The 19,938-nt window shown below is 65.4% G+C and carries 14 protein-coding genes and 1 pseudogene; 10 read left to right on the top strand and 5 right to left on the bottom strand.

Features of this window, described 5'->3' with window-relative positions:
* A pseudogene (locus QM467_RS09390) lies at positions 1-1,306 on the bottom strand (hypothetical protein); the annotation flags it as partial.
* A 246-nt stretch (positions 1,307-1,552) separates the two neighbouring features.
* Here QM467_RS09390 and QM467_RS09385 point away from each other — a divergent pair.
* The 5 genes from QM467_RS09385 (at position 1,553) to QM467_RS09365 (ending at position 9,996) form a co-directional block, all read left to right on the top strand.
* The gene (locus QM467_RS09385) at positions 1,553-3,019 is read left to right on the top strand and encodes a sensor histidine kinase (RefSeq protein ID WP_283366047.1); all 1,467 of its coding nucleotides are present in this window, start codon (positions 1,553-1,555) and stop codon (positions 3,017-3,019) included.
* On the top strand, positions 3,016-5,979 hold the full coding sequence (locus QM467_RS09380) for a bifunctional [glutamine synthetase] adenylyltransferase/[glutamine synthetase]-adenylyl-L-tyrosine phosphorylase (protein ID WP_283366046.1): 2,964 nt from the start codon (positions 3,016-3,018) through the stop codon (positions 5,977-5,979). Before QM467_RS09385 ends, QM467_RS09380 begins: the two co-directional genes overlap by 4 nt.
* Positions 5,980-6,068: 89 nt before the next feature.
* Complete coding sequence (scpA, locus tag QM467_RS09375; RefSeq protein ID WP_283366045.1) at positions 6,069-8,228, top strand: methylmalonyl-CoA mutase; 2,160 nt, start codon at positions 6,069-6,071, stop codon at positions 8,226-8,228.
* Positions 8,225-8,692 (top strand): GNAT family N-acetyltransferase, encoded by a 468-nt coding sequence (locus QM467_RS09370; protein WP_283366044.1) that lies wholly within the window; start codon positions 8,225-8,227, stop codon positions 8,690-8,692. Before scpA ends, QM467_RS09370 begins: the two co-directional genes overlap by 4 nt.
* A gap of 44 nt (positions 8,693-8,736) precedes the next feature.
* Positions 8,737-9,996, top strand: coding sequence for a glycosyltransferase family 61 protein (locus QM467_RS09365; RefSeq protein ID WP_283366043.1), 1,260 nt, complete (start codon positions 8,737-8,739; stop codon positions 9,994-9,996).
* A 115-nt stretch (positions 9,997-10,111) separates the two neighbouring features.
* On the opposite strand, the gene QM467_RS09360 is transcribed toward QM467_RS09365, so the two are convergent.
* A complete protein-coding gene (locus QM467_RS09360) occupies positions 10,112-10,711 on the bottom strand; it encodes a superoxide dismutase (RefSeq protein ID WP_283366042.1) in 600 nt (199 codons plus the stop codon).
* 216 nt (positions 10,712-10,927) lie between these two features.
* On the opposite strand from QM467_RS09360, the gene QM467_RS09355 reads away from it, so the two are divergent.
* On the top strand, positions 10,928-12,163 hold the full coding sequence (locus QM467_RS09355) for a hypothetical protein (RefSeq protein ID WP_283366041.1): 1,236 nt from the start codon (positions 10,928-10,930) through the stop codon (positions 12,161-12,163).
* Between the two features lie 10 nt (positions 12,164-12,173).
* Here QM467_RS09355 and QM467_RS09350 read toward each other — a convergent pair whose 3' ends face one another.
* A complete protein-coding gene (locus QM467_RS09350; protein ID WP_283366040.1) occupies positions 12,174-14,297 on the bottom strand; it encodes a S9 family peptidase in 2,124 nt (707 codons plus the stop codon).
* A 524-nt stretch (positions 14,298-14,821) separates the two neighbouring features.
* Between QM467_RS09350 and QM467_RS09345 the strand changes: the two genes are divergently transcribed.
* Positions 14,822-15,241: a MucR family transcriptional regulator gene (locus QM467_RS09345; protein WP_283366039.1), complete on the top strand. Its 420-nt coding sequence runs from the start codon at positions 14,822-14,824 to the stop codon at positions 15,239-15,241.
* Between the two features lie 139 nt (positions 15,242-15,380).
* Here the strand turns inward: QM467_RS09345 and QM467_RS09340 are convergent, their stop codons facing one another.
* Positions 15,381-15,689 carry a hypothetical protein gene (locus QM467_RS09340; RefSeq protein WP_283366038.1) on the bottom strand — a complete coding sequence of 103 codons (309 nt, stop codon included), beginning with the start codon at positions 15,687-15,689 and terminating at the stop codon, positions 15,381-15,383.
* 328 nt (positions 15,690-16,017) lie between these two features.
* On the opposite strand from QM467_RS09340, the gene QM467_RS09335 reads away from it, so the two are divergent.
* Positions 16,018-17,835 (top strand): sensor histidine kinase, encoded by a 1,818-nt coding sequence (locus QM467_RS09335; RefSeq protein WP_283366037.1) that lies wholly within the window; start codon positions 16,018-16,020, stop codon positions 17,833-17,835.
* Entirely contained in the window at positions 17,828-18,541 is a 714-nt protein-coding gene (locus QM467_RS09330; protein ID WP_283366036.1) for a peptidoglycan-binding domain-containing protein, read from the top strand. Before QM467_RS09335 ends, QM467_RS09330 begins: the two co-directional genes overlap by 8 nt.
* A 274-nt stretch (positions 18,542-18,815) precedes the next feature.
* Here the strand turns inward: QM467_RS09330 and QM467_RS09325 are convergent, their stop codons facing one another.
* The gene (locus QM467_RS09325) at positions 18,816-19,235 is read right to left on the bottom strand and encodes a DUF3775 domain-containing protein (RefSeq protein ID WP_283366035.1); all 420 of its coding nucleotides are present in this window, start codon (positions 19,233-19,235) and stop codon (positions 18,816-18,818) included.
* Between the two features lie 358 nt (positions 19,236-19,593).
* Between QM467_RS09325 and QM467_RS09320 the strand changes: the two genes are divergently transcribed.
* Entirely contained in the window at positions 19,594-19,929 is a 336-nt protein-coding gene (locus QM467_RS09320) for a DUF1491 family protein (RefSeq protein ID WP_283366034.1), read from the top strand.
* Positions 19,930-19,938 lie beyond the last annotated feature (9 nt).

The following is a 19,938-nucleotide window of genomic DNA, read 5'->3' as shown; positions in this document are numbered from 1 at the left end:
GGGCGTTGAGCACGTCGCCGCGCACGCCGAAATCTTCCAGCGTCTTTTCGAGCGCGTCGGCGTTGACCTCAAGCTGGTCCTCCGGCTCTTCCTCGAAGGGCTGGACCGGGGGCATTGCCAGCGTCTCGACCGAAAGCGGCTCATATTGCGTCGCGTCGAAATCGAGCCGTTCGAGGAAGCCATTGGCGGGCTTGACGCGCCTGATGATCCTGGCCGGATCATTCGGCTCCTGAACCCGGACGGGCTCGGGCGCGGCTTCGAGCGGCGCGGCCACGGCTTTTACGCGCAGGCGCATTTTCGTAGGTTTCTCAGTTTCTGCGGCTATCGGGGCTGCGGCGACAGGCTCGGGCGCGGCAGGAGCCGGAGCGGGGGCGGGGGCGGGCGCGGAAATGCCGCCGAAGCCGACGCTGAAGGTGAAGCGCGCGCCCATGGCCCCGAAGGCGCCGAAGCTGGTCAGGTTCTGGGCAGCAACAGGCGCAGCTGACGCCGGCGCCAGAGATTCCGGCGCAGGGGATTCAATCGGTTCGGGTGCCGCGACGATCTCCGCAGCCTTTTCCGGCTCGGGCTGGGGCTTTACGCCATTGCGTTCCTGCATCACCCGGTCCGGCGTGCGGGCATAGCGCACGCGCGGCTTGGGGGCGTCGATGGCGTAGGACTGGGCGAGGCGGCTCTCTTCGAGACGGCGCGCTTGTTCTTCAGCCTTGAGCCGGGCCTCTTCCTCGATGCGGCGGGCTTCTTCCTCGGCGGCGCTGCGCTGCGCCTCCTCCTCGGCGAGGCGCCGGGCGATCGACGCTTGGGGCGTTCGGGTGAAGCGCACATTGGGTTGGTCGGCGCGCCAGAATTTCGGCGCCGGGCCTTCCTGCGGCGAGGCGACCACAATATCGGACTGGAATTGCGGCTCGATCTGGGAGGCGGCCAGAATCTCGCGGGATTTCTGCGCGGCCATGGCTTCGAGCCGGGCGCGGTCGTCCTGCTCGGCGGGGATGAAATGTTGCGGCGGATAGTCTGGCGAGGGCGGCGCGGGCGGCGCCCACTCGGCGGGCGGCAGGGCGACCGGCGCGCGCGGCGCCAAATCCTGGCCCGAATCGACGAAGACGGCGCGTGGGCGGCGGAAATGGGGACGATAGGGCGAGGGCTCCGACTCAGGCTCCTCGTCCCATTCCTGCAATTCAAAATTCGAGTCGATCTGGCGCATCTCCATGCCGTCGAGGCCGAAGGAGGCGCGTTGGGAGAGGGGCGCCGGGCGGTCGGCGCGACGGCCGGCGCCGAAAAAACGGGCCAGCCATTGGTCGAGTGTCATCAGCATGCAGGCATCGCCTTGAATACGCAGTACGACGCCCGCGGCCCGGACGAATCCTTAGCGCAACTTCGGGGGCGTTTCGGCAGCGAGAATGGGGCCTTCACGGTTAACGCCCGGTTTCGGAGCGGGCGACTTGCGCGCCCATCACGCCTGCCTTTCGGCGCCTTGCCAATCGGTAACTTGCGACCCGCCCGCGGATCGCCGATTGTGCCCCGGACAAGGCGCTCCAAAGGCCGCGAGGGACGGGATTCGATGAAATTGGCGAGGGTCTGGCGCGGCTTTTTGCGCGGTTGCGCGCGAATCAGGACCTGGGGGCGAATCAAGAGCTGGGGGCGGCTTTTCCGCACCACCGCCTTCAAACTGGCCATCGCCTATTTCGTCATCGTCGGGCTCGGCTTCACTCTCGTGCTGGAGCATGTCGGCGAAAATGTGCGCGAACTGATCAACGACCAGATGCGCCAGACCATCGACGCCGAGATCAAGGGGCTGGCCGACCAATATGCGGACGGCGGGCTCAATCAGCTCGTCGCGGTCGTCGAGCGACGCTCGCGGGCGCCGGGCGCCTCGATCTACCTCGTCGCCGCGCCCAATGGCGTCGCCGTCGCCGGCAATGTGATCGACCTGCCCGCCGGCGTGTTCAACCAGCCAATAGCGGTCGAGACGACCTATGAGCGCCTCGGCGAGCCCAATATCGCGCGCAGGGCCATCGCCCGCGTTTTCATGCTGCCCGGCAATTTCCGCCTGCTGATCGGCCATGATCTCGAAGACCGCGAGAGGCTGCGCCACATTCTCGGCTCGGCTTTGTTCACGTCGCTGCTGTGGCTGCTGGTGATCGCCACCTTCGGCGGGTTGTTCGTCGCGCGCCGCCTGCTGCGGCGGGTGGACGCCATGAGCGCCAAGGCGGCGACCCTGCTGGAGGAGGACCTGAAAGGTCGCCTGCCGCTGTCCGGCGCCAATGACGAGCTGGACCGCCTGGCGCGAAACCTCAACGCCATGCTCGACCGCATCGCCAGCCTGATGGAAGGCATAAGGCAGGTGTCGGACAATATCGCCCATGATCTGCGCACGCCTCTGACCCGATTGCGCAACAATGCCGAGCAGGCCTTGCAGATCGACAGCGGCGAGCCGGGCTGCCGCGCCGCGCTGGAGCAGGTGATCGAGGAATCCGACGACCTGATTCGCATTTTCAACGCCCTGCTGATGATCGCCCGCGCCGAATCGCAATCCTCGCGGGAGAATTTCACCGATCTCGACGCGGCGGATCTGGTCCGCGACATGGTCGAGCTTTACGAGCCCGCGGCGGAGGAAAAGGGCGTCGCCCTGAGCGTCGAGGCCGCAAACCCGGCGCCGATTCGCGGCCAGCGCGAGCTGATCGGGCAGGCGCTCGCCAATCTGATCGACAACGCCTTGAAATATGGCGCGCCCGAGCTTCCTGGCGCCGCCGCCGAAGTCAGCGTTTCGGTGGCGATCGCCGAAGACAAGGTCGAGATCGCGGTCGCGGATCGCGGGCCGGGCATCCCGGCGCCGGAACGCGCGCGGGTGCTGGAGCGTTTCGTTAGGCTGGAGGCCTCCCGCACAAGGCCGGGCTCCGGCCTCGGCCTCTCGCTCGCCGTCGCCGTCGCGCGGCTTCATGAGGGCGCGTTGCGCGTCGAGGACAATGCGCCGGGCCTGCGCGTCGTGCTGGTTCTGCCGCGTCGCAGGGAGGGGAGCGCGCCATGAAGACAATGAAGAAAACGCCCAACGCCCTGGGCCGCCCCCGTCCGGTCAAGCTGGCCGCCGCCCGCGTCCGGGTCGCGGACATGCTCGCCTCGGCGGGCGAGGATTGCGCTTCGGCTCTGCGCGCCCTGCCGGACTGGCCCAAGGTCGAAGAGGTTCTGGTCGGGATCGCCGACCAGTCGCCTTTCCTGTGGGGGCTGGCGCGGCGCGATCCCGCGCGGCTGTTGCGGATTCGCCAGCAATCCCCGGAGGCCGCGCTGGATGAGGCGCTGCGCCGCCTTTCCGCCTGCAATCTCGCCGATTGCACGGAGGCTCAGGCCAAGAGCCTGCTGCGCAAGGCTAAGCAGGAAACGGCCCTGATCGTCGCCTTGGCCGATCTCGCCGGGGAATGGGACGTTGTCGTCGCGACCAAGGCTTTGTCGCGCGCGGCGGACCGTTTCGTCGCCACGGCCCTGCGCGTCGCCCTGCGGCTTTCCGGCGACAAGCTGGCCCTGGTCGATCCCGCCGAGCCCGAGCACGCCTGCGGTCTCGTCGTGCTGGCGCTCGGCAAGCATGGCGCGATGGAGCTGAACTATTCTTCCGACGTCGATCTTGTCGTTTTTTACGAGTCCCGCTCGCCCGTCCTCGGCGCGGGGCCGGGGGTCAAGGCCAATTCCCTGCGCATTGTCCAGCATCTGGTGAAGCTGCTGCAGGAGCGCACCGGCGACGGCTATGTGCTGCGGGTCGATCTGCGCCTGCGGCCCGATCCCGGCTCGACCGCCGCCGCCGTCTCGCTCGACGCCGCGCGGCATTATTATGAGACGCTCGGCCAGAACTGGGAGCGCGCGGCCATGATCAAGGCGCGCCCCGTGGCGGGCGATCTGGCGCTGGGCATCGACTTCCTCGGTGAAATGGCCGCCTTCATCTGGCGCAAATATTTCGATTACGCGACCATCGCCGACATCCACGCCATGAAGCGGCAGATTCACGCCGCCAAGGGCCATGCCGAGATCGCCGTCGGCGGCCATGACGTCAAGCTGGGGCGCGGCGGCATCCGCGAGATCGAGTTTTTCGTGCAGACCCAGCAATTGATCTTCGGCGGGCGCCGCACGTTTCTGCGCGGCGCCCGCACGCTGGACATGCTGCGGCAATTGCACGCCGACGACTGGATCACCGCGCAGGCCTCGGACGAGCTTTCCGACGCCTATCTTTACCTGCGCGCGGTCGAGCATCGGTTGCAAATGCAGAACGATCAGCAGACCCAGCGCATGCCCGACGACGAGGAGGCGCTGAAACATTTCGCGCGCTTCTGCGGCTATCCCGGCGTCGCGGGATTTTCACGCGATTTGCTGCGCCATTTCCACGCCGTCGAAAAACATTACGCGCGCCTGTTCGAACATGCGCCGGGCCTCGACACCCGCGCCGGCAATCTGGTCTTTACCGGCGCGACCGATGACCCCGAAACGCTGGAGACCTTGCGGGACATGGGGTTTCGCAACCCCGCGCTGGCCGCCGAAACCGTGCGCGGCTGGCATTTCGGCCGCCGTCCGGCCGTGCGCAGCGCCCGCGCCCGCGAAGTCCTGACCGAACTGGTGCCGGCCCTGCTCGAAGCCTTTTCCAAATCCGGCGACGCCGATTCCTGCATGGTGGCCTTCGACGCCGCGCTGGCGCGCATGCCCGCGGCGGCGGAACTGTTCGCGCTGCTGAAGTCGCATGAGCCGATGCTGCAATTCTTCGCCGATATTCTCGGTGGCGCGCCGCGTCTGGCGCAGGTGATCGCGCAGAGCCCGCATGTGCTCGACGTCGCCATTGATCGGGGCGTGGCCGCCGCGCCGATGGATGTCACGGATTTTTCGGGGCGTCTGGCCCGGTTCCATGAGGGCGAGCAGGGGCTTGAAGCCTTCCTCGATGCGGCGCGCGTTTTCGCCAGCGAGGAAAATTTCATGATCGGCCTGCGGCTGTTCGCGGAGCTGATCGAGCCGGACCAGGCGGCGCGCGCCTATTCGTCGCTCGCCGAGGCCGTCGCGCGCGCTTGTCTCGCGCGGGTGCAGGCCAATTTCGCGCTCGAACATGGCGAGGTTCCGGGCGGGCGGTGCGTCGTGCTCGGCCTCGGCAAGCTCGGCTCGCGGGAATTGACCGCGACCTCGGACCTCGACCTCGTCCTGCTTTACGATTTCGACTCCGAGCGCGCCGAATCCGATGGCCGGCGGCCCCTGCACGCCATTGTCTATTACACCCGCCTCACCCAGAGGCTGATCGCGGCGCTGACGGCGCCGACCCGGCGCGGCAAGCTGTTCGAGGTGGACATGCGGCTGCGGCCCTCGGGCAACAAGGGGCCGCTGGCGACGCAGATCGCCTCGTTCCGGTCCTATCAGGCTTCCGAAGCCGAAATTTGGGAACATATGGCGCTGACGCGGGCGCGACCGATCGCGGGCGACGACAGCCTCGCCGCAGAGGCCTCGCAGCTGATCGCCGAAACGCTGTTCCGCCCGCGCGACCTCGCCGAACTTGCCAAGGCCGTGCGCGACATGCGCGCGCTGATCGGCAAGGAAAAGGGCGAGGACAATCCCTGGAACCTGAAGCTCGCCTCGGGCGGCCTGCTTGATGTCGAATTCATCGCGCAATACCTGACTTTGGCCCATGGCGCGGAGGCGCCGGGGCTGCGCGCGGCGGCGACGGCGGATATTCTTAAAGGCGCGGCGGAGGCCGGATTTCTCGATTCCGCGACGGCGGATAGCCTGCTCGGCGCGCTGGCGCTCTATTCGGGGGTCACTCAATGGCTGCGGCTGGCGCTCGACGAGGGCGCCGACCCGCGCCAGGCCGCAGACGGCGTCAAGCGCCGCATCGCCACCGCGACCGGCCTGCCCGATTTCGCCGTGCTGGAGCGCGAATTGACGGCGAAACGCAAGGAAATCCGGCGCATTTTCACTCATTTCCTGTCGCGCGAGGGCAAGGCGCGCAACCACGACGAAGACCATAACTGATGGCGTATGGCGCCGCGATAATGACCGGCGTATAAGGGGGAAACGGCCGAACGCGCGCGTGTGGCGCGCTTGCGACGATGGAAGCTTCGATGACCCGCATTCCCGATTTCTCGACACTCGCCCTCGACAAGGACCAGAGCGCGGCGCCGCCGGCCTTTTCCGCCGAACCCTGGCTGACCCCGGAAGGCATTTCGGTGAAGAGCGTCTATGGCCCCGACGACCTTGATGGGCTGGCTTCCGTCGATTCCTATCCCGGCTCCGCGCCCTTCCTGCGCGGCCCCTATCCGACCATGTATGTGAACCAGCCCTGGACCGTGCGGCAATATGCCGGCTTCTCCACGGCGGAAGATTCCAACGCCTTCTATCGCCGCAATCTGGCGGCGGGCCAGAAGGGCCTGTCGGTGGCCTTCGACCTCGCCACCCATCGCGGCTATGATTCGGATCATCCGCGCGTCGGCGGCGACGTCGGCATGGCGGGCGTCGCCATCGATTCGATCTATGACATGCGCACTCTGTTCTCGGGCATTCCGCTCGACCAGATGTCCGTGTCCATGACGATGAACGGCGCCGTCCTGCCGGTGCTGGCGCTCTATATTGTCGCGGCGGAAGAGCAGGGCGTGCCGGCGGCCAAGCTTTCTGGAACGATCCAGAATGATATTCTCAAAGAATTCATGGTGCGCAACACCTATATCTATCCGCCCAAGGATTCGATGCGCATCATTTCGGACATTTTTGCCTATACGTCGCAGAATATGCCGAAATTCAACTCGATCTCGATCTCCGGCTATCACATGCAGGAGGCCGGGGCGACGCAGGATCTCGAACTCGCCTATACGCTCGCCGATGGCGTCGAATATCTGCGCGCCGGCATCGGCGCCGGCCTGACGGTGGACCAGTTCGCGCCGCGCCTGTCGTTCTTCTGGGCGATCGGCATGAATTTCTTCATGGAAGTGGCCAAGCTGCGCGCCGCGCGGCTGCTCTGGGCCAATCTGGTCAAGACGTTCAATCCGCAATCGGAAAAGAGCCTGCCGCTGCGCACGCATAGCCAGACGTCCGGCTGGTCGCTGACCGCGCAGGACGTGTTCAACAATGTCGTTCGCACCCAGATCGAGGCCATGGCCGCGACTCAGGGCCACACCCAGTCGCTGCACACCAATGCGCTTGACGAGGCCCTCGCCCTGCCAACCGACTTCTCGGCGCGCATCGCCCGCAACACCCAGCTGTTCCTGCAGCAGGAATCGGGCACGACCAAGATCATCGATCCCTGGGGCGGCTCCTATTACGTCGAGAAACTGACCGCCGAGCTGGCCGAAAAGGCCTGGGCGCATATTCAGGAAGTCGAGGCGCTCGGCGGCATGTCCAAGGCCATCGAGGCCGGCATTCCCAAGCTGCGCATCGAGGAGGCGGCCGCCAAGACTCAGGCGCGCATCGATTCAGGCAAGCAGGCGGTGATTGGCGTCAACAAGTTCCGTCCCGAGAACGAACGGCCGATCGACGTGCTGAAGGTCGAGAACGCCGCCGTGCGCGCGCAGCAGATCGAAAAGCTGAAGCGCTTGCGCGCCGAGCGCAACGAGGCCGAGACGCAGGCCGCTCTGGACGCCTTGACCGAGGGCGCCAAAAGCGGCGCCAATCTGCTGGCCTTGTCCATCGAGGCCGCGCGGAAAATGGCGACGGTCGGCGAGATCTCTTTCGCGCTGGAAAAGGTTTTTGGACGTCATCGCGCGGAAATCAAGAGCATTTCCGGCGTCTACAAGCGGGAGGCCGGCGTGAATTCCACTGCGATCGCTTCAGTGCAGGCGCAGGTCGACGCCTTCGTCGAGAACGACGGCCGCCGGCCGCGCATTCTCGTCGCCAAGGTCGGCCAGGATGGCCATGATCGCGGCCAGAAGGTGATCGCCTCGGCCTTCGCCGATCTCGGCTTCGACGTGGATATCGGCCCGCTGTTCGCCACGCCCGAAGAGGCGGCGCGACAGGCGGTCGAGAACGATGTGCATATTATCGGCATTTCCTCGCTGGCGGCGGGCCATTTGACGCTGGTTCCGGAGCTGAAGGCGGCGCTGGAGAAGGAAGGCCGCTCCGACATCATGATCGTGGTCGGCGGCGTGATCCCGCCGCAGGATTTCGATGCGGTCTACAAGGCCGGCGCCTCGGCGATCTTCCCGCCCGGCACGGTGATCGCCGAAGCGGCGGGCAAGCTGATCGACGAGTTGAACAGCCGTCTTGGCTATTCCAAAGCCGCCGCCGAATGATTCAGGCCGAGGCCCAGCGCGCGGACGAGGATGGTTTTCTTGTCGCGACGGAGAACCCGCCAGACGAGCAGACGCAGATCATCCTGCTGAGCGGGCTGGCGAGCTTCAATGAATCGCGCGTCGGGCCGGACCCGGTGCGCGATCCGCGCAATCATCTCTGCGTCGTCGCGCGCGACGCCGCAGGGCGCGTGCGTGGGGGGCTGCAGGGCGTGATCGTGGGGGCCTGGCTGGCGACGGATCTGGTCTGGGTCGAAGAGTCTTACCGCCGCAGAGGCTTGGGCGCGCGCCTGCTCGCCGAGGCCGAGGCCGAAGCCCTGCGGCGCGGCTGCAAATGGGCCATCCTCGCCACATTCGATTACCAGGCCCCGGGCTTCTATTCCCGCCGCGGCTATGTCGAATATGCCCGCATGGAGGATTTTCCCTGGGGCTCGACCCGCTTCCAGCTGAGGAAGACGCTGACGTGAGCGCGTCCGACGCAACCGGGCAGCGCGGCGGGCGGGAGCGCCGCATGAGATGGCGCCGCGCCTTGTCGCGCGCGACAAGCAAGGCGTTGCGCGAACCTATCCGCAAGATTCGCGAGCCCACCCGCCAATTCCTGCTCAAATTCGTTCCCGGCGCTCCCGTCGAGATCGAATCCACGGCATCCCTGCCCGTCGTTCCCTATCAGGGCCAGACGCCCGGGCCGGGGACGCGAAGCCTCGTCTATGGCGAGGCGCGCGTCGCCATTCGCCTTCATCCACTCAGCCGGAATTCCGCCGACACCGACAATTTTCATTATGTCGATCACGAGGTCGTTCCACCGGGCCTGACGCTGGAGAATCCCGGTCCGCATTTCTGGTTTTCCCGGTCCGGCCTGATGCTCTCGCCCGGAGGCGGGATCTGGCCGCATTCCTTCACGGGGCCATTCCGGCCCGATCGTTTGCGGACGGTGAAATGCGTCAGCACATCGGCGCCGGAAAGCGCCGGCGGGACCGGACTGCGGTTCCATCCCGCGCTGCTGAAAGGCGCGCCGCGCATCGCGGACGCGCATCTGATCGTGGCGCAATCCGAGGCGCCGAACTTCGGCCATTACCTGCTGGATGTTGTTCCGCTGGTCCATCTGGGCAAGGAAATCGGCGCGCCCATGCTGTCATGGCCGCTCAAGCTCTGGCAGAAGGATATTCTGGCGCGGCTCGGCGTCGGACCGGGGCGGATTCGCGAGATCCCCTGCAAAACCCATCTGCTGGATCAGCCAGTCGTCAGCAACCGCCTGTCGGGTCTCGGCGCCCATATCGCGCATCCGCAGGCGAAGCGGACTTTCGACACGATCAAGGCCAATGTCCCGATCGAGCGTCACGCCTCCCTGCCGCGTCGTTTTTATCTCGTCCGCGGCCAGGGCCATGGCCGGTCGCTGAAAAACCGGGACGCGCTCGTCGAGGCGCTTGCCGCGCGGGGCGTCGTCGCGGTTCAGCCGGAACTGTTGAGCTTCGACCAGCAGGTGGCGCTTTTCGCGCGCGCGGATCTCGTGGTCGCGGAATTCGGCGCGGCGCTGGCCAATGTGGTGTTCTGCCCGCCCGGCGCGAAAGTCGTCGAGATCATCAGCGAGGGCCAGCACGACCCGTGGTCGTCCCATTTATGCGCCATGCTCGGGCTGGAGCATGTCGTCCAGTTCCAGGCGCTGTCCGAGGAGGAACGTCTTTCGCGCGGGGATCGTTTCGCGCCTTCCCCGGATTTCGCCTTTACTGCGGATGTGGCCGCGATCTGCGGGGCGGTCGATCAATTGGGCTGATGTTTTCGAGCCGCCTGAACGGCGGCGCTCCCAACGATTTTCGGGCCGCCTGAGCGGCGGCGCTCTTAACGATTTTTTCGGGCCGCCTGAGCGGCGGCCCGTTGGTCGCGGAAAATCAGCCGACAGCCTTTTCGTACTGGGCTTCGACATATTCCCAGTTCACCAGATTGGCGAGGACCGCCTTGATGAAGTCGGGACGGCGATTGCGATAGTCGATGTAATAGGCGTGTTCCCAGACGTCGACGGTCAGGATCGGGGTCGCGCCGTGGATTAGCGGGTTTTCGGCGTTCGGAGTCTTGGAGACGGCGACCTTGCCATCCTTGACCGCCAGCCAGGCCCAGCCCGAGCCGAACTGGGTCACGCCGGCGTTGGCCAGCTCTTCAAGGGCCTTTTCGACCGAGCCGAACGCCTCGACGAGCGCCTTCTCGACCTTGCCGGGAACCTTGCCGCCGCCAGCCGGCTTCAGATATTTCCAGAATTCGGCGTGATTCCAGATCTGGGCGACATTATTGAACACGGCCGGATTCTTGCCGAAGGATCCAGTGATGACCTGCTCGATGGGCAGGCCTTCCCATTCCGTGCCCTTGATGAGATTGTTGGCGTTGTTCACATAGGCGGCGTGATGCTTGTCGTGGTGAAACTCAAGCGTTTCAGCGGACATATAAGGCCCCAGCGAATCATAGGCATAAGGCAGGGGATCGAGAACGAAAGACATATATCTCTCCTGAGGAATATTGCGCCGGCAAAGGCGGCGCGGCGACCCGGGAGGGGCGGCGGCCAAAGGTAGAAAGATCGCTCCCGCAGCGCAAGGTTGCAAAAGCGACGAATTGGCCCAAATGATGGAATCAAATTTAAGCAATTTGCTTTTATATTGTTGGTTCAGGGCTCTCGCGGCCTGAACATTGTCTCGCGGAGAAAGGTTTTCCTCAGCGTGAAAGCGGATCGTACGGTCATTGTCTTCGGCGTTTTCCTGTTCCTCGTGGGACTGGCCGTCGCCTGGAACGGATACGGCTATGTTCAGATCGAACGTGGCTGGACCCTCGTCATCTCGGGTACGATCGCCTTTTGCGCGGGCCTGATCCTGATCGCCCTCGGCCTTGCTTTGCGGGAGCTGGCGGCCATTTCCGCCTCTGTCGCGAAATCGGCGCTGTTTCTGGCGAAGGCCCGGAACAATGGCTCGCCCCTGGCCGAGACGACGGAAGCGGCGACCCCCGCCACGCTTGCGCCCGTTCCGGCGCCGGTCGAGCCGGAGCGAGACTCCCATTTGGAGGAAGGGGAGCCCGAACCCGCCGAACCCGCGCCTTATTCTTCCGGGCCTTTCGTGAACGAGACCTTTTCGCCGGAAAGCTGGCGGAAGCCGCCGGCGTCGGAAAGGGCCAAAGCCGAGGAGGCCGCGCCTCTTCCCCGCGAGGAAGCCCTTCCGCCCAAGGCGCCGGTCTGGATGACGCGCGCCGGATCCTATCTCTCCACTTACGCCAGCGCCAGGACGGAGCCGCAGCCGGCCGTTCCGGAAAAGCCTTCCGTCGAGGAAAACGTCGATTGGCTTGAGCAGGCCATCGCGCATGAGGCCGGCGCCGAGAAAGACGCGGTCGAGCCTTCGGAGCATGAAAGCGCGGAACAGAAAACCGCCATCGAGGCCAGGTCGGTTGCCGCGCCCCATTGGCTGGAGCCTGAGGCGGAAGCCGGAGATCGCGAGGCGGAACACGAAGCCGAGCCTTTCGGCGAGAGCCACGAACACCTTCCAGCGCCCGAGCATAGGCCTGAGCCGGCGTTCTGGTCGGAACCGGAAATTGCCCCGGCGCCAGCGCCCGAGCCCGATTTCGCGCCCGAACCCGAACCCGTAGAACCCGAGGCGGAGCCCGAGCCGGAACTTGGTCCAGACCTTGAATATGCGCTGGCGCAAGAGTTCAGCCGGGAGCTTGGGCGAGAGCCCGCGCCAATCGCCGCGCCCGCCAAGCTGGAAGAGTCCGAACCGGAGCCTGCGCCTGCGCCTGAGCCGGCGCCGGAGGTCGAGTTCGAGCCGCGTCCCGCCATCATAGGCAGCTATGAGGCGCATGGGACGCATTACACCATGTATGCCGACGGTTCGATCGACGCGGAAACCGCACATGGCGTCTATCGTTTCGCTTCGATGGACGAATTGAAGCGTTTCATCGAAAAGTCCTGAGGGCGGGCCTTTACCGGCTCGCGTCAGGACTCTCGCCTCGAATGTCGCCGCCGACCGCCGCGACCGCGAAGGCCTGGCGCAGGGCGTCTTCCTCCAGCCCGTCGTAACGGCCTGCCGCGCCGCCATGGCCCGCGTCCATATTGGTCTTGAGCAGGATCGGCCCGCCCCCGGTCATGCGGGCGCGCAATGCCTGCGCCCATTTGGCCGGCTCCCAATAGGTCACGCGTGGATCGGTCAGCCCGGCCTCGATCAGCATGGGCGGATAGGCCTGCGCCTTCACATTGTCATAGGGCGAATAGGACAACAGGCGGCGAAAGACTTCCGCGCTTTCGATCGGATTGCCCCATTCATGCCATTCCGGCGGCGTCAGCGGCAGGCTGGCGTCACAGATCGTGTTGACCACATCGACGAAGGGCACTTCGGCGATGATCCCTCCGAACAGATCAGGGGCGAGATTGGCCACGGCGCCCATCAGCATGCCGCCGGCGCTGCCGCCTTCCGCAACGATCTTGCCCGGCTCGGTCAGGCCGAGCGCGCAGAGATGGCGGGCGCAGGAGATGAAATCCGTGAACGTGTTCGTCTTGTGCTCCAGCTTGCCCGCTTCGTACCAGCGCGAGCCTTTCTCGGTCCCGCCGCGCACATGGGCGATGGCGTAGAGGAAGCCGCGATCGATCAGGCTGAACAGGGTTTCATCGAAGGAATCGGGCAGGGCGGACCCATAGGCGCCGTAGCCATAGAGCAGCACGGGTCCGGGTCCGGGTTTGCGGTCGCGCCGCCAGACCATGGAAATCGGCACCTTTTCGCCATCAGGCGCGGTGGCGAAGTCAAGCCGCGACTCATAGGCCGCCGGGACGTGGCCGCCGGGAACCTTCTGCCGTTTCAGCAAAACGCGCGCGCGCGTGGCGAGATCATAATCGTAGATCTCTTCCGGCTCGGTCAGCGAGGAATAGGAAAGGCGCAGGATCGGCTGTTCGAAATCGAAATTGCGCTGCAGGCGCAGGTGATGGCAGGGCGCGTCGAAATGCAGCTCTTCTTCGGCGCCGTTGCGGCTTTTCGCCATCAGGCGCGGCTTGCAGTCCTCGCGCTCAAGCCAGACCAGCCAGTCGGCGAAAGCCGTGGCGTTGAAGATCATGCGGCCGGGGCGGTGCGGGACCTCCTCGCGCCATTCGCCCCCGTCGAGCGCATCGAGCGCGATGCTCAAGAGCTTGTAATCGAAGGCGCCGTCGGAATTGGTGCGCATGAAGAGGCGGTCGCGTCCCGGCTCTACGTCGTAGCGCAGGCCCTCGCGTCGGGGCAGGACAAGGCGGGCAGGGGATTCGGTCGCGGCGAGATCGACCAGCCAGCACTCGGAGCAATCATGGTCGCTGATCTTGATGACCGCATGGCTGCGCGACCGGGCGGCGCGGAGCCGCACGAACCAGCCGGGATCGGTCTCCGAAAGGATCAGGCGGTCCGTCGCCGGATCGGCTCCCAGCCGGTGCAGGAAGACCTGCGCGGAGCGGAAGTCGTCGTCCATGCGCGTATAGAGAAAGGCCCGGGAATCGCGGGTCCAGACGATGGTTCCGTCGCAATGCTCGACAATATCGGCGCCTTCCGCGCCGCTGGCGAGGTCCCGCCAACGGATCCGGTGCAATTCATTGCCGCGTTCGTCGCAGCTATAGGCCAGCAGTTTGTGGTCCGGCGAATGAAGCGCCTCGCCGAGGTCGAAAAAATCCTTGCCTTCGGCGAGGAGGTCGCCGTCGAGAAGAATGGTCTCGTCGCAGCCGTCGGCCGGCCTGCGGCAAATCAGCTCATGCTGGCCTTCGGCCCGGTAGCGGCGATAATAGAGCCAATCGCCGTCGCGCGCAGGCGGGTCGCTGTCGGTCTCGTCGATGCGCCCCTCCATTTCTTCGTAGATTTTATCGGCGAGCGGCGCGAGATCGGCCAGGACAGAATCGGCATAGGCGTTCTCTGCCTCCAGCAGCGTGCGAATTTCCAGCGGCAGGGCGCTCGGGTCCCGGATCGCATCGCGCCAGTTTTGCGCGCGAATCCAGGCGTAATCGTCGCAGATCTCCACGCCATGTGCGGCGAAACGATGCGGGCGGCGCTCCGCGCGCGGGGGCGTGAAGGAGCTGGCGCGGGCAAAAGGCGGCATGGCGATCGTTTCTCTGGCGGCGGAATGGACGCGGGCAGACAATATTCCCCGCTCGAGCGTTTCGCCAAGTCTTTGGCCCGCGGTCAAGAAAGTCTTGTCCTCGCGGCGCCACAATTACCGCCTTGCGCGTTGCGTCATGACTTGGCCCTTCGCGGCGCGAATAGTCGTCGGCTTCGTCCCGTTGCGCGGCGGCGCCGAATGACGGGACTTGACGCGGTTTTCGGCTGTTTCACGCTGTTTTCATGCAACAAATCATGCCTTCCAGCATTTTGCTGCGCCGCATAATTTCGCCCTTTATTTGCGTCCTGTTCAGATTTCCTGTTGAGCAGACACAGGCAAAACCATGTTTGTGAATAAAATCCGAAATTACCCGTTCGACGATATTGCAAAACACCACTTCTTGCCGTATCTAGAAGCTTAAGGGGCAAATGAATTGCTCCGGGCAGCGTATTCGCTGCGGCAATCGCCGCTGCGCGGGCGTCTTGCAAAATCTATTTAACCGTCTCAAGGAAAGCCTCGAAGCCATGAGCGACGCGGGTGCGCAAAATTACATTGATCTGGCTGCGGATATCGTTTCCGCCTATGTCAGCAATAATTCCGTTCCGGTATCTGACCTTCCGGGTCTCATCAGCGACGTCCACGCCGCCCTTTTGCGCGTGACGAGCGGCGTCGCGCCGACGGTGACGGAAGCGCCCAAGCCTGCGGTTCCGGTCAAGAAATCCATCACCAATGACTACATCATCTGTCTTGAGGATGGAAAACAGTTCAAGTCGCTGAAGCGCCATCTGCGCACGCAGTACAACATGTCGCCGGAAGACTATCGCGAGAAGTGGGGCCTCGGCGCCGACTATCCGATGGTGGCGCCCAACTACGCCAAGGCCCGCTCTCATCTCGCCAAGCAGATGGGGCTCGGCCAGCAGCGTCGCCGCACCCGCGCCAAGTAATCGGTTTTGTAATCGGTTTTGCGGCGCGCCGCGCCGCGACTTTTACATTCGCAAGTTCACAAGGGTCCGGGGCGACACGCCGCCGGACCCTTTTCTTGCAACGGCCCCCTGTGAAACCGCCTCGCGCGCCGGGGCGGCTCTACTTGTCCGCAAGGCGAATTTCACGCCATGCGGGGGCGCGATCGGCCTGGGTCAGGGTGTCGCGGCCTTTGCTCGTGCTCTCGCTCTTGACCGCGCCGGCCGCCTGGACCGCCAACGCCAGGCATTTCGCCGGTTCGGCCTTGCATGTCTTTTGGGCCGCCTGCGCCGCCATCTGCCCAAGCGCGGCGGCCTGGCCGCCAGCGGCGCCCGTCGCCTGGCCGGCGAGCGCGACGGCGGTCGTCCCTTCCAATTGGGCGATCTGGCTGAACGCGAGTCCAAGCCAGAACAGGCAACGCAGCAAGAACATGTCTCAGGCCTTTGCGGCGCATGCCGCTGTTTTCAGAATGATCGCCATCCCGTCGCCAATGTTCGTGGCGGGAGGGCCGTCTGAAAAAAGCCTAGCAGGCGCGCGTCGCAATTGGATCAAAACATTCGGTCAAATGCGGCGCCATGCTTTTAGCCAAATTTAAATCTTTGGCGACACGATGGAAACCAAGCTGAAACCATAACCGGACAATAATGCTTTCGAGAGCCGAATGATTTGCCTGCGTCTTAGAGGTCACTTAACGGGCGAGGCGCAAATTGGTTCGATGAAATGCGTCTTCTGGCGCATGGTTGGTATCGAGTAGAGGCCCATGTCGCACGGTGATGTGCAAAGGCCTGCGCTGGCGGCTTCCGCCGCGCAGCTTGGTGAATTCGAGCGCTGGCGCCGCAATCATTTCATTTCGCTGCGCCTGGCCCTCACCATGCCCTTCATGGCGCTTGCGCCGGTGTTCCTGCTTGTCCGCGGCGCTCCGAGCAGCTGGGACGTTGTGGCTTTCGCCTTTCTGCTGGCGCCGCTGGTTGGCGTCTACGCTCTCCATCGCTATGGCCGTTTCGACATCGCGCAGGCCGTCTGCGTCGGCGCGACCCTGCTGCTTGGCGTCGTGCTGACGCTCGCCAACGGGGCGATCACGATCGGGGCGGTCGCGTGCTTCCTGCTCGGCCCGCTCGAAGCGGCGCTGGGCGACATGCCGCGCTTCGCCAATGTGGGCGCGGTCGCCTCCCTCGCGGCCATGCTGGCGATGATCGCCGCCGCCTATTTCGGCGTGCTCTCGCCCCAAGGCGAAAGCGGCGCCTATGTTGATCTCGCGACAGTCGTTTCCGCCATGATGTATGGCGGGCTTCTGGCCGCCTGGAGCGCGCGCATGGGCGAGATGCGCGACCGCAACGCGCGGGCCAGCATCGCGGCCTATCGGGAACTGACCGAAACCGTCGGCGATCTCGTGGTCCAGCTTGACCGCACCGGCGCGGTGGTCGATTTCATCACCGATCCGGCGAACGCCTTCCGCCCCGCGCGCCGCGATCTTCTCGGCCGGGGCCTGTTCGAGCGCATTCTCGTCGCCGACCGTCCCGCCTTCCTGAAGGCCGTATCCGAAGGCCGGCTCGGCGATCAGATTTCCCAGGCGGAGTTCCGCCTGCGGGTCGAGCGGGAAGCCGGGCACGAGGACGAGCACGCCGCGCCGCGCTATATCTGGGTCGATATGCGCGCGCATCGCTCGCGCGCCGCCGAGGGCGCCGTCATGGCGATCCTGCGCGACGTCACTCCGATGAAGGACGCCCATGCGCTGGCGCAGGAAGCGCGCCAGGAGAGCGAACTGGCCAACGCCTGGCGCGAGCGTTTCCTCGCCAATGTCAGCCATGAGCTGCGCACGCCCCTGAACGCCATCATCGGCTTTTCGGAAATGCTGAACAATCCGGCGATGGCGCCGAAGGATCCGGCGCGCCAGCGCGAATATGCCGGCATCATCCACCAGTCCGGACAGCATCTCCTCAGCCTGGTCAACACCATTCTGGACGTGTCGAAGATCGAGACCGGCAATTTCGAGATCGAGCCGGAACATTTCGACATCGCCGGCCTGATCGATTTCTGCTGCGACGTCGTGAAGCTGAGGGCGGCGGAAAAAAAGATCGCGCTGACCCGTTCCTGCCTCCCGCAGGTCGGCGAGATCGTCGCGGACAAGCGCGCCTGCAAGCAGATTTTGCTCAACCTGCTGTCGAATGCGATCAAATTCACGCAGGAGGGCGGCTGCGTCGCGGTTCAGGTCCGCGCCGACGGGGCCTTCGTCGAAATCGCCGTGTCCGATACCGGCATCGGCGTGACCCAGGCCGATCTCGACCGCCTCGGCGATCCCTTCTTCCAGGCCAAGTCGACCTATGACCGTCCCTATGAGGGCGCGGGGCTGGGCCTGTCCATCGTGCGAGGCCTTGTCGGCCTGCATGGCGGGTCGATGACCTTCGAGAGCGCGCCCACGGAAGGGGCCTGCGTCACCGTGCGGCTGCCGCTCGACTGCCGCGAGGGACGCAAACACGCTGGCAATTATGTGAAAATTGAAACCCTGGCGCGGCGCGGTCGCCCGCTCGCGGCGTCCGACGCCACCCGCCCCAATGACACGGTGAAGAAAATTGCGTGAAATCGCCGCCGCTTCCGATTTCGATTTCGTCGCCCTGGAACCGCGGCGGCCCAGCGCCCGCAAGCGCGGCAAGGGGCAGAAGGCCGCCGCCGAGGCGCATCCGTCGCGGATCGCCGCTTTGTGGCGCTATCGCACGCCGGCGCTCGCCGCCGGCCTGCTTTGCGCACTTCTGGGCGGCATCGCCGTCAACGCCATGTTCCTGCAGCATGGCCGCCATCCCGCGCCGCTGTTCGGCTCGACCGTGAAGATTGAGCCGCCGAGGGCGCCGAGGCCGCCGGTCCGTCCGTCCTCGATCGACGCCCTGCTGACGGAGCGGATTCCGAGCGCGCCGCTACAGCCGGTCAATCCCGCCCAGGGCGCGGCGTTTTCGCCGCCCGCCGTCGACGACCAGCCCGGCGCCGCGCCAGCCAGCGCCGCCGCTGCGCCGCCCGCCGCGGCGCCTGTCAGGAAGATCCGCGACGCGATCGGCGCCCTGATCGCCGGCAATGGCGTCGCGACGTCGGAAGCATCAGGCAAGAGCGTGGCCGCCGCGCAGCGCGCGCTGCAGAAACTTGGCTCGCCGGTGAAGCCCGATGGCGAATATGGCGCGGCGACGCGCAAGGCGGTCGAAGCCTTCCAGCATGACAATCATCTCCCGGTCACGGGCGAACTCAACGCCAAGACCCGCCGGATGCTGTCCGCGCGCGCCGGACTCCCGGTCGATTGAGGTCGAGGGCCCTCTTTCCCGGATCAATCAGAGGTCGAGGCTTGCCTGAACGGCTGGCGCTCATCGCCGCCCATCTTGCGGGCAGGCCGGATCCCCGACGCTCGCCGGCATTGTCTGTGGCGATGGCCGCGTCCGCGGTAACCGTGGCGTAATGGCGCTTTCTACGACAGCTTTTGCCGGCGCGGCAATTGCGGCCATGGGCCAGGATCATGTCGCGCCTTCGGCTTCGTCGCGGAAATAAGCAGCGGGTCGCAGCGTCGCCTTGTTCGGGCCGTCAAGAAGCTCCGAATTCTCCGCAGGAGCGGTCGAAGGCTGAAAGCGTGTCCTCGAGATAGTTCGGCAGCAGCGGCGTCCCAAACAGATAGCCTGCTGAAATCGTCTCCCGTCGCCGTCCGGCTTCGGCAACCGCCGCCCGCCATTCCGCAGGCTCGAAATCGCCGCGCCCAATCGAGACGAGCGCGACGAGGGCGTCCAGTTCGTCAGCGTCGAGGGCGTCGATGAATTGTCGCAATTCCTGCCGGACAGGCCTGTTGGCGGTGTCGGTCAGGGTGATGGTCGAGCCATCGTCGGACGGATAGGACGCATCGGGCCTGACGCCTTCGTCCTCCGACAGGAGTTCGAGCGCCTTGACCACGATGAAGCAGACCTTGCCCGTGTTGATTTCCGGCATGTCTGGTTCGTTGTCGCGCTGCATTCGTGGCTCTTCTTCTCGCGGTTCCGGGCTGGTGAAAATCTTTGGACGCTAGCGAATCCATCACCGGGCGCCGCCGGGGCCGGCGCCGTGGCCAACTACCCAGGGCGTGGCGGCATCGATGTTGATGTGGCGCGCTCCATGCAGCGAAGGGACGGCTTCGCGCCAAATCCCATCCGGCGGCAGCCTCGAAAACTACCCATGCGGCAGATGACAGGCCGGTCGAGATCACGGCGACATCGGGATGACGCGGATTTCATTGCCAGAAAAGAAATTGCTGGGCGAGGGCCGCCAGACGAGCGGTCTGGGCCAACCGGGGGATTGGGCTGGCGCGCCGCGCCGCGGCCGCTATGATGCGCCCATGCGCCTACGCACCGATATCTGGGTCGCGGCCTTTTTGCGCCGTTGCGCCTCTGAAAATGTCCCGGTCTTCCTGCGTCGGCGCGGCGCGGCGGAAGCCGGCGCCATTTTCGTCAAAATCGACCGCCTCGATGGAACCGCCGCCCTTTTCGCGCCCGCGCCGCAGAGTGAGGCGCGCGAGGATGTCGCGCGGCTGTTTCTCCGCGCCCACCGCGACGAATGGATCGCCAGCGCCGACGTCGAGGCGAAGCTCGCAAGGGAAACCGGCTTCGATCCCGATCTGTGGATCGTCGAGGTCGAGGATCGCGCGGGCCGCGTGACGCTGGATCTGGTCTGACGCGCGCAG

Origin of the sequence: Rhodoblastus sp. 17X3, from assembly GCF_030056575.1 — a bacterium.
In the GTDB taxonomy this organism is placed as follows: Bacteria; Pseudomonadota; Alphaproteobacteria; order Rhizobiales; family Beijerinckiaceae; genus Rhodoblastus.
Note: the sequence above shows the minus strand (reverse complement) of the source record. Positions and strands in the feature narration are given on the sequence as shown.